We start from the raw sequence: 8,545 nt of genomic DNA, 5'->3' as shown, positions 1-8,545 counted from the left end.
GAATCATAGATAGGAGACTAACTTAGGACGCTTGGTAAGATAGAGAGAGGGGAAGAAAGAAGGAAGCGTCGAGATAGACAAAAGGGGGGAGAAAAGAAGGCCTCAAGAAGTGGAGAAGGTCTTCACGATCTTAGTGGAAGGAGTAGCAAGATCGAGGGAGGGCTGCTGACTGCTCCCCGCCGGTTCTGACGCCTGCTGAGCGGGCAGAACTGACGAGGAGCTGAGAATAAACAGGGGATGCCGCTGCTTACGAGACCTCTACAGCTAGGGCAACGGCACCGCCACCACCCAGGCATAGCGTTGCTAAGCCACGTCCCCCACCGCGGCGACGCAGCTCATAGATGAGCGTAATTAAGATACGCGAGCCACTGGAGCCGATCGGATGGCCGAGGGCAATCGCGCCTCCATTCACATTCACCCGGCTCCAATCCCAGTCCAGTTCCTTTCCATTGGCCAGCGTTTGAGCGGCGAAAGCCTCATTCACTTCAATCAAATCGAAGTCACTCAGGCGCAAGCCGGTTAGTTCCAGCAGCCGCCTGACCGCGCGTGCAGGTGCAGCGAAGATATAGCGCGGGGTAATAGCTGCCGAGGCATAGCCAATAATACGCGCGAGCACTGGTAAGCCCTGCTCCTGAGCAAGCTTTTGCTCCACCACCACTGTTGCAGACGCCCCATCGCTGAGTCCAGGAGCATTGCCCGCAGTGACTGTTCCCTGCTCCTGGAAAGCCGGCTTAAGTTTGGCCAGCGCTTCCAACGAAGTATCAGGGCGAATCGGCTCATCGCTCTCAACGAGCAGGCTGGCGCCTTTCTGCTTAACCTCAATAGGGACCATCTCTTCTTTGAAGCGACCAGCAGCTGTAGCTGCAGCCGCTTTCTGATGGCTGCTCAAAGCGAAACGATCCTGTTCTTCGCGAGAGATACCAAAGGCCTCGGCAATAATCTCCGCCTCATTTCCCATATGCATATGCTCAAAGGCGCACCAGAGACCATCATGGATGACGCCGTCTATCAGCTCGGCATGGCCCATGCGGTAGCCAGTGCGCGCCTTCGGCAAGAGATAAGGGGCATTTGACATGCTCTCCATACCGCCGGCGACAAAGGCCCGTCCATCGCCAGCCCGAATAGCCTGAGCAGCCAGCATAACAGCTTTAAGGCCGGAACCACAGACCTTGTTCACCGTGAAGGCAGGGATCTCGACCGGCAAACCGGCCCCGATGGCCGCCTGGCGTGCTGGGGCCTGACCCAGACCCGCTGAGACCACATTCCCCATAATCACTTCATCGATCGTTTCGACAGCGATACCTGAACGGCGTACCGCCTCCTTGATTGCAATGGCCCCTAGCTGAGGGGCTGTAAAGCTCGCGAGCGCCCCCAAGAATTTCCCTGTCGGAGTACGGGCGGCGCCAACGATCACAGGCACTGCTTCTGTGGCCATGAGACGTGCTCCTGCTGCCAGTGTAACCATTCAAAATGCTTCATCGCTAGAACAGCCGTTCATCGCAGGCTCGGCTGCTCCTTCGTTGTCTCATTGTAGCTTGCAGCCTGGAGACGTTGCAAGCAAGCGAGAATCAGCGCGAGACTAAGGCTCAGCCGGGAGCTGGCCAGGCAAAAAGCTCGAGGGAGGACGCATCTCCCAGAGATGCTCGGGGACCTGAGCCTCTGGCAGTAGTCGCACACTCTCGTAGACTGGCTGCCCTTGCTCAGTTCCACTGGCATAGAGGAGGTTGACCGGATGATATTGCTGGTCCAATAGGAGGATATAATCGCTAGGCAACCAAATACGGTAGACAGTTTGCCCTTGAAAGTATCCCTGGCCAAGGTAGTGCGCGTTCCCTTGCTGGAGATCACGACGCAATTGTTCAAGATCAAAGGCTGTGTCCTGGACATCCCAGTGCGCGGGGTTCCATTGGGCTACATGATGCAGCATATCTAATCCAAGCACCGTTTGACCATTGCTGATCAGTACTACATCAAGGCGCCCGGGAATGCTGGCCTCGATATGTAACTCGCCTGTTCCTAAGTTATGGTAGGTTTCGACACGGTAGGGCAACCCTTCATCGCCTATCTTGGTCTGACGATGATAGAGTACATAGCCCTTCCAGGAGAGCCCTGGAGGCAAGGCAAAAGCCTGTGACGGGCGCCAGAGCGTGCTTAATCCCAGAGATGTTCCGAGAACGAGCAGCACTAGGGCTGCGACAGCCGGTAAGAGGAAGAGACGGCGCCGCATCAAGGGGCGCCGAGCTGGGCGTTGCAGAGCTGTCAAGGGAGAACGCGCTGGCTCTACCTTTACCTCTTGCTCACGGCGCCTCTCCCCACGCTGTTCGACAGAGGTAGGAGCTGATGCCCCCCAGCGAGTTGCAATGGCCTGATAAACAGCGCGATCAACGCGCGCCGAGGGATGTGTCTGCTCCAAATTACGCAGCAGTTGATTCACCTGATTGAAGAGACGATAGGTTTGCAGACAAGCAGAACAATCGTAGACATGCTCAAGCACAGCCTGAGCTTGCTCAAAGCTCAGATCATCGAGGACGGCCAGGTAAAGTTGAATAGTCTCGCAGACCTGAGGTCCACTTTCATGAGCGGCTGGTAGGGGCGGCAAACCAGGCCCTTGTCTTGCCTCACTCATCGCCGGCGTTCCTCCCCCTTCAGATGTTCGCGCCCGATTCGAATATAGCGTTCGATAAACATCTTCTTTGCACGAGAGATACGTGTCGCAGCAGCATTGGGGGAGATTCCGATGATAGCAGCAATCTCCTGATAGGGTAGGCCCTGCACGGCGCTCAGCACGAGCACGACAGCATAATCAAAAGGCATAGCTGCCAGGGCGGCGCGGATATGCTCGCGCTCGATGACTTCGGGAATACCTCCGCTATCGGCCAACAGCAGCGCAAACTCCTCGGAGATCGAGCTTTCATCGTGATTGCTCTGATGGCTACTTAAGGAAAGAGGCCACCAGGCGATGCGCTTACGCCTGCGCAAGAGGTCGACACAGAGATTAGTCGCGATACGATAGAGCCAGGCAGCCAGGTTCTCGCGATCATGCAGATGGTCCCAGGCCAGGCAGGCGCGGATAAAGACCTCCTGCGTCATATCATCGGCGTCCTCACGGTTCCCTAGCAGATGATAAATATAGGAGTGAATTGGCCGACTGAACTGCTCATAGAGCCTGCTTAGGGCCAGAGCATTGTCAGAATCAGCAGTAAAAGATTCAGAGCCAGCTCGCTGCGAATGCGCAGGCGTTTTCTCGGTCATGCTGACATGTACTCTTTCTCTCCGGGCCTCGGCGACAGCGGCGACTTCAGCGTTACTCGCGTTACCGGCACCCTCGCCACCTTCAGTGAGCTTGCTAATAGGATGCTGCACATGCATACCTAAGTATAGCAGGAACGCCCGGTGAATAGGAACATGCCAGTGCATACGGAAGGCGATGCCCTGAAAACAGGCCTAGCGATCCGAGGAAAGCACTGATCAGGAGCTACCGCCTCCCTATCCCTCTCACGAGCCAGCACGCTAGCTTTTTCAGATACACAGATGATTCTCGTGCTTCACCTTCATCGGGACGACGCCTCACGAAAAGATTCTGCAAGAGCCATCCGAAGGCCGATGCTCCCCCTCTCTGTTCTCAAGCAATGATTGGCGAACCTGCATTGACACCACGCGCTGACAGGACTAATATAGAGGAGAAACACACAGAGGTATCGATAAGCGAAAAGCCCGATACGTTACGGGCAGGGGACAGGTCGTTTGAGCCAAGAGAAGAGTCGCCCGGGGCGCTAGCTGGCCGGTCTGCCCCCGGGCGAGCACTGGGGAGAGCGTATTCAGATGGCAGAGCGCCACACAGCGGGCGATGCCCCTCTACCACATCAGCCAGAAGAGGATTTAGAGCGCTTGCTGCTCGAGGGTGTCCCGCTGCAGCAGTCGGAGCAGGCTTCTCTTTCCCAGACCTGGGAAGAGACCGCCTCAACACCAGCCCGCGGGACAACAGGGCCTGAAGGAGAAGAGGCAGGGGATGCAGAGGAGACGGAGGCTCCTCAGACAGCAGGAGGCGACCTGCAGGGAGCATTGGCCCTGTTCGCCGAGGCTGCCCAGGACATGGCCACCGCCAGCCTGGAGCTGAACCTTGGCCGCCATTTCGCTTGTGTTGACTACTGCAACCAGGTAGCAGAGAAGGCAGCCCAGGCGGTGAGCCTGCTCCTTTTCGGGCGTCGTTCCCCTTATAACCACGATCTGCGGGCCTTGGGTGAGCGTGTCGCTGCACCACCCGAGATTCTGCGCGATTTGGAGGCTCTCACTCCTTTCCATCCTGAGGCATTCTATGCCGATACGCCTCCAGAGGAGGCCGATGAGGTCATTAGTGCCGCTGAGGCTAATGGCCATGTAGAGCGTGCCCGCCGTGTCTTGCGCTGGGCCAGGGGAAGGATCTTCTCTTCCAGCGCCTGAAAGATTGGCTGAGCGCATACCTTCTCCAGCGCAATCTAGCGGCGCGGGTCAGCGCCGACCCGGTTGCTTGCAGCGCTCCGTTCTACTTATCCTCTATGAGGAGGATTCCCCTGGCATTCTGATTCGGCTTCTATAGATCCTGAGTAATTCTATCAATTGGGAGGAGTATTTCGTGACGCAAGCAATCACAGGAGGACAGCCCCAGGGAACGCCCTTTGAAGAGGTGGTCAAGCAATCGCCGCGCAAGTGGGTCTATTTGTTCACAGAAGGGAATGCCAGCATGCGCGACTTGCTCGGCGGCAAAGGGGCAGGCGTCGCCGAGATGACCAGGGCTGGCTTGCCGGTCCCTCCAGGCTTCACTATCACCACCGAAGCCTGTAATGCCTACTACGAGGCTGGCAAGCAATTCCCGCCAGGTATGTGGGAGCAGGCGCTCGCCGCGCTGCGTATTGTCGAGCAACAGACAGGGAAGACTTTTGGCGATCGTCATAACCCATTGCTCGTCTCAGTGCGCTCGGGCGCCAAGTTCTCAATGCCAGGTATGATGGATACGGTCTTGAATCTGGGTCTCAATGATGAGACCGTACAGGGGCTGGTGGAGCAGACCGGCGATGAGCGTTTCGCTTATGATGCCTACCGGCGCTTCATTCAAATGTTCAGCAAGATTGTGCTCGACGCCGATCCGCGGGAGTTCGAGCAGAAGCTTGATGAGTACAAGGAGCGCACAGGGGCCAGCAGTGACGCTGAGCTGCCCGCATCAGCCCTCAAGGAGCTGGTCGCTGAGTTTAAGCAGATCGCAGAGCGTCAGTCTGGTCAGCCTTTCCCCACCGACGTCTACGAGCAGCTCAAGCGCGCTATCGAGGCAGTCTTTGCTTCGTGGAATAATAAGCGCGCTATCGATTACCGCAATTTCAATAAGATCCCCCATAATCTGGGCACCGCTGTCAATGTGCAAAGCATGGTCTTCGGCAATATGGGCAATGACAGCGGCACCGGTGTGGCCTTCACCCGTAACCCCAGCACCGGCGAAAAGGAGCTATACGGTGAGTACCTGCTTAATGCCCAGGGCGAGGACGTGGTGGCCGGTATTCGCACGCCTTCGAAGATTAGTCGCTTGAAAGAGGAACTGCCCGAGGTCTATGAGCAGTTCCAGGAAATCGCTCGCCGCTTGGAACGCCATTATCGCGATATGCAGGATATGGAGTTTACCGTAGAGCGCGGTCGGCTCTATATGCTGCAAACTCGCTCGGGCAAGCGCTCGGCCAGGGCGGCTGTCAAAATCGCTGTGGATATGGTCGAGGAGGGCCTGATCAACGAGGAGGAGGCAATCAGACGCTCCGATCCGACGCAGATCTATCAGCTCTTGTTGCCGCGCTTTGATGAGGAGGCGAAGGCGCGCGCTCATAAGGAGGGGCGTTTCCTGGCCCGTGGGTTGAATGCCTCGCCTGGGGCCGCGGCCGGTAAGGCGGTCTTTGATGCGGATCGGGCCGAAGAGCTGGGGAAGGCTGGTGTTCCTGTGATCCTGGTTCGCCCGGAGACTAGCCCCGATGACGTTCATGGCATGCTTGTCTCAAAGGGCATTCTGACAGCGCGTGGCGGCGCTACCAGCCATGCAGCAGTGGTAGCTCGCGGCCTGGGCTTACCTTGTGTGGCCGGCTGCGAGGATATCCGCGTTTATGAAGAGGAGAAGCTTTTCCGCGTGGTCGGCAGCGATGTGGTCATCCGCGAGGGCGATGAGATCTCCATCGATGGCGACACCGGCGAGGTCTTCGCCGGCGTGATTCCAACGGTGGAACCGGACTTTGAGAAGGAGACGGAGCTGCAGAAGCTGCTGAGCTGGGCCGACCGCATCCGTAAGCTGGGCGTGTGGGCCAATGCGGATTATCCACGCGATGCTCAGCGCGCTGTGACGTTCGGCGCGGAGGGCATCGGCCTCTGCCGCACTGAGCATATGTTTATGGAACAAGAGCGCCTGCCCATCGTCCAGAAAATGATCCTGGCGAAGACACGCGAGGAGCGACAGGCCGCCCTGGACCAGTTGCTACCTTTCCAGCGCAGCGACTTCATCGGGATCTTTGAGACGATGGTCAATCCCCGCACCGGTGATTGTTATCCGGTGGTGATCCGTCTGATCGATCCTCCGCTCCATGAGTTCTTGCCAAATTACGAGGAGCTGCTGGTCGAGGTGACACGTCTAGAGGCCACGGGGGCTGATCCAGAGGCGCTCAAGGAGAAAAAGGCCTTGCTCGATGCCGTGGCTGCCATGCGCGAGATGAATCCTATGCTCGGTCTGCGCGGCTGCCGCCTGGGCCTGCTCTACCCGGAGATCACGATCATGCAGACGCGTGCTATCCTGGAGGCTGCTCTAGAGGTGGCACGCAAAACCGGGAAGAAGCCGCAGGTGAAAATTATGATCCCGCTGGTCGGCCATGTGAATGAGCTGCGTGAGGTGCGCCGCCAGCTTGAGGCCGTCGCAAAGGAGATCACAGCTGAGGCCGGAGCAGCCGTCGAGTATAAGTTTGGAACAATGATTGAGCTGCCGCGCGCCGCTTTGACCGCCGACCAGATCGCTACCGTGGCCGATTTCTTTAGCTTCGGCACTAATGATCTGACCCAGACAACCTTTGGCTTCAGCCGTGATGACGCTGAAGGCAAGTTCTTGATGAAGTACGTCGACGGTCTGGAGGCTCCGGGCCTGCCAGAAAAGGTCAAGATCCTGCCAGTGAATCCCTTCCAGACCCTCGACCGCGATGGCGTTGGTCAGCTCGTGCGTATGGCGGCTGAGAAGGGCCGCGCTGCGAATCCACAGCTTGAGCTTGGGATTTGTGGTGAACATGGCGGCGATCCAAGCAGCATCGAGTTCTTCCATGAGGTCGGACTCGACTATGTGAGCTGCTCACCCTTCCGCGTACCGGTGGCGCGTCTGGCCGCCGCTCAGGCCGCGCTGAGTAAGTCGGAGAAAGATAAGTAGTAGTAGCAGCTCTCTTCCGTCCATCCCCGTTACCCTTGCTCTTTCGGAGCAAGACAGAGGTGGGACGCGGGTATTCCTCCTTGGCAATGGCGCTGTGAGAGGAATGCCCGCTTTTCCTTGTAGGAGGCATGTTGTTTTTTGTTTGTTCAATGGAGTTGAGAACGGTCTTATCTTCCTTCCCCAGAACGAGACCCCTTTTACGCTAGACAAGCTTTTAAGTCATGCAAGATAGGATCTGAGCATCATAGCCCCCTGCCCTGCCAAGCCCTGTCATCCTGCGGGCAGCCATCCTGACGATGACTTGATTGCTTTCGTCATCTGCGATGGCTGGCCCCTGTTCCATCTCCTTTTTTTCCCCTCTTGCGGCTCTTTTGCCACCGTGCTATTATCGGGAAAGCATTAACAACAGAGGTAAGCGCCCATCGCCGAGCCACGCGGAGCAGATCTTTTCATGCAAAGAGATAAAGTGAACGATTACGATACCATTGCAGCCTTTTACGATATTGAACATGCGCACTTTCTAGAGGACCTGGATCTCTACCGGGACTTCGCTGAGCTGTGCGGCCCCTACGGCCCCCTGTTGGAGGTAGCCTGCGGCAGCGGTCGCCTGCTGGTACCGCTGGCACGCGAAGGCTATGAGCTAACTGGGGTCGACATCTCGGCCAATATGCTAGAACGCGCCCGCCAGCGGCTGGCCCAGGAGGGCCTCTTGTCACGGGTGACGCTGGTGCAGCAGGATATGCGGGCCTTGCATCTGGAGCAACGCTTTCGGCTGGCCTTTATCGCTCTTGGCTCCTTCGCTCACCTGACTGCGCGCAAGGATCAGCAGCAAACGCTGGCTTTGCTACGCGCCCACCTGGTGACCGGTGCCACGCTCATCCTTGATCTGAGCAACGCCGACGCTCGCGCGATGGAGAATTTAAGTGGTCAACTTCTGCACCAAGGCACCTGGTCGTGTGCCGACGGCAGTTTCTTAACACATTTCGTTTCCCCTTCTGCCTCAACTACCCGACATGTTCTTGACTTGATCCATTTTTATGATCAGTACTGTCAGGGCGAGATCGTACGACGTACGGTGACGCGTACATCTTTTTATCTTTTTGAGCGCAGTGAGCTGGAAATCATATAAACAAA

Annotated in this window: 6 protein-coding genes; 3 read left to right on the top strand and 3 right to left on the bottom strand. The window is 57.2% G+C overall.

Features of this window, described 5'->3' with window-relative positions; genetic code table 11:
• Nucleotides 1-247: 247 nt before the first annotated feature.
• The 3 genes from IRZ24_RS13155 to IRZ24_RS13145 all read right to left on the bottom strand — a co-directional run bounded on the left by IRZ24_RS13155 (nt 248) and on the right by IRZ24_RS13145 (nt 3,252).
• Nucleotides 248-1,435 (bottom strand): acetyl-CoA C-acetyltransferase, encoded by a 1,188-nt coding sequence (locus IRZ24_RS13155; RefSeq protein WP_297164984.1) that lies wholly within the window; start codon nt 1,433-1,435, stop codon nt 248-250.
• Nucleotides 1,436-1,579: 144 nt separating this feature from the next.
• On the bottom strand, nt 1,580-2,626 hold the full coding sequence (locus IRZ24_RS13150; RefSeq protein ID WP_297164982.1) for a hypothetical protein: 1,047 nt from the start codon (nt 2,624-2,626) through the stop codon (nt 1,580-1,582).
• Entirely contained in the window at nt 2,623-3,252 is a 630-nt protein-coding gene (locus IRZ24_RS13145) for an RNA polymerase sigma factor (protein ID WP_297164980.1), read from the bottom strand. Before IRZ24_RS13145 ends, IRZ24_RS13150 begins: the two co-directional genes overlap by 4 nt.
• A 570-nt stretch (nt 3,253-3,822) precedes the next feature.
• Between IRZ24_RS13145 and IRZ24_RS13140 the strand changes: the two genes are divergently transcribed.
• From IRZ24_RS13140 to IRZ24_RS13130, 3 genes are all read left to right on the top strand, one after another.
• Entirely contained in the window at nt 3,823-4,440 is a 618-nt protein-coding gene (locus tag IRZ24_RS13140; protein ID WP_297164978.1) for a HEPN domain-containing protein, read from the top strand.
• 223 nt (nt 4,441-4,663) lie between these two features.
• On the top strand, nt 4,664-7,411 hold the full coding sequence (gene ppdK, locus IRZ24_RS13135) for a pyruvate, phosphate dikinase (protein ID WP_366914290.1): 2,748 nt from the start codon (nt 4,664-4,666) through the stop codon (nt 7,409-7,411).
• 451 nt (nt 7,412-7,862) lie between these two features.
• Nucleotides 7,863-8,540, top strand: a complete 678-nt coding sequence (locus IRZ24_RS13130; protein WP_297164973.1) for a class I SAM-dependent methyltransferase — start codon at nt 7,863-7,865, stop codon at nt 8,538-8,540.
• Nucleotides 8,541-8,545: the final 5 nt, after the last annotated feature.

Origin of the sequence: Thermogemmatispora sp. (assembly GCF_019683755.1) — a bacterium.
Classification (GTDB): domain Bacteria; phylum Chloroflexota; class Ktedonobacteria; order Ktedonobacterales; family Ktedonobacteraceae; genus Thermogemmatispora.
Note: the sequence above shows the minus strand (reverse complement) of the source record. Positions and strands in the feature narration are given on the sequence as shown.

Excerpts from the sequence above, each read along its gene's own strand:
- IRZ24_RS13155 (WP_297164984.1), bottom strand. The coding sequence starts at position 1,435 with ATGGCCACAGAAGCAGTGCCTGTGATCGTTGGCGCCGCCCGTACTCCG.
- IRZ24_RS13150 (WP_297164982.1), bottom strand. The coding sequence starts at position 2,626 with ATGAGTGAGGCAAGACAAGGGCCTGGTTTGCCGCCCCTACCAGCCGCT.
- IRZ24_RS13145 (WP_297164980.1), bottom strand. The coding sequence starts at position 3,252 with ATGACCGAGAAAACGCCTGCGCATTCGCAGCGAGCTGGCTCTGAATCT.
- IRZ24_RS13140 (WP_297164978.1), top strand. The coding sequence starts at position 3,823 with ATGGCAGAGCGCCACACAGCGGGCGATGCCCCTCTACCACATCAGCCA.
- IRZ24_RS13130 (WP_297164973.1), top strand. The coding sequence starts at position 7,863 with ATGCAAAGAGATAAAGTGAACGATTACGATACCATTGCAGCCTTTTAC.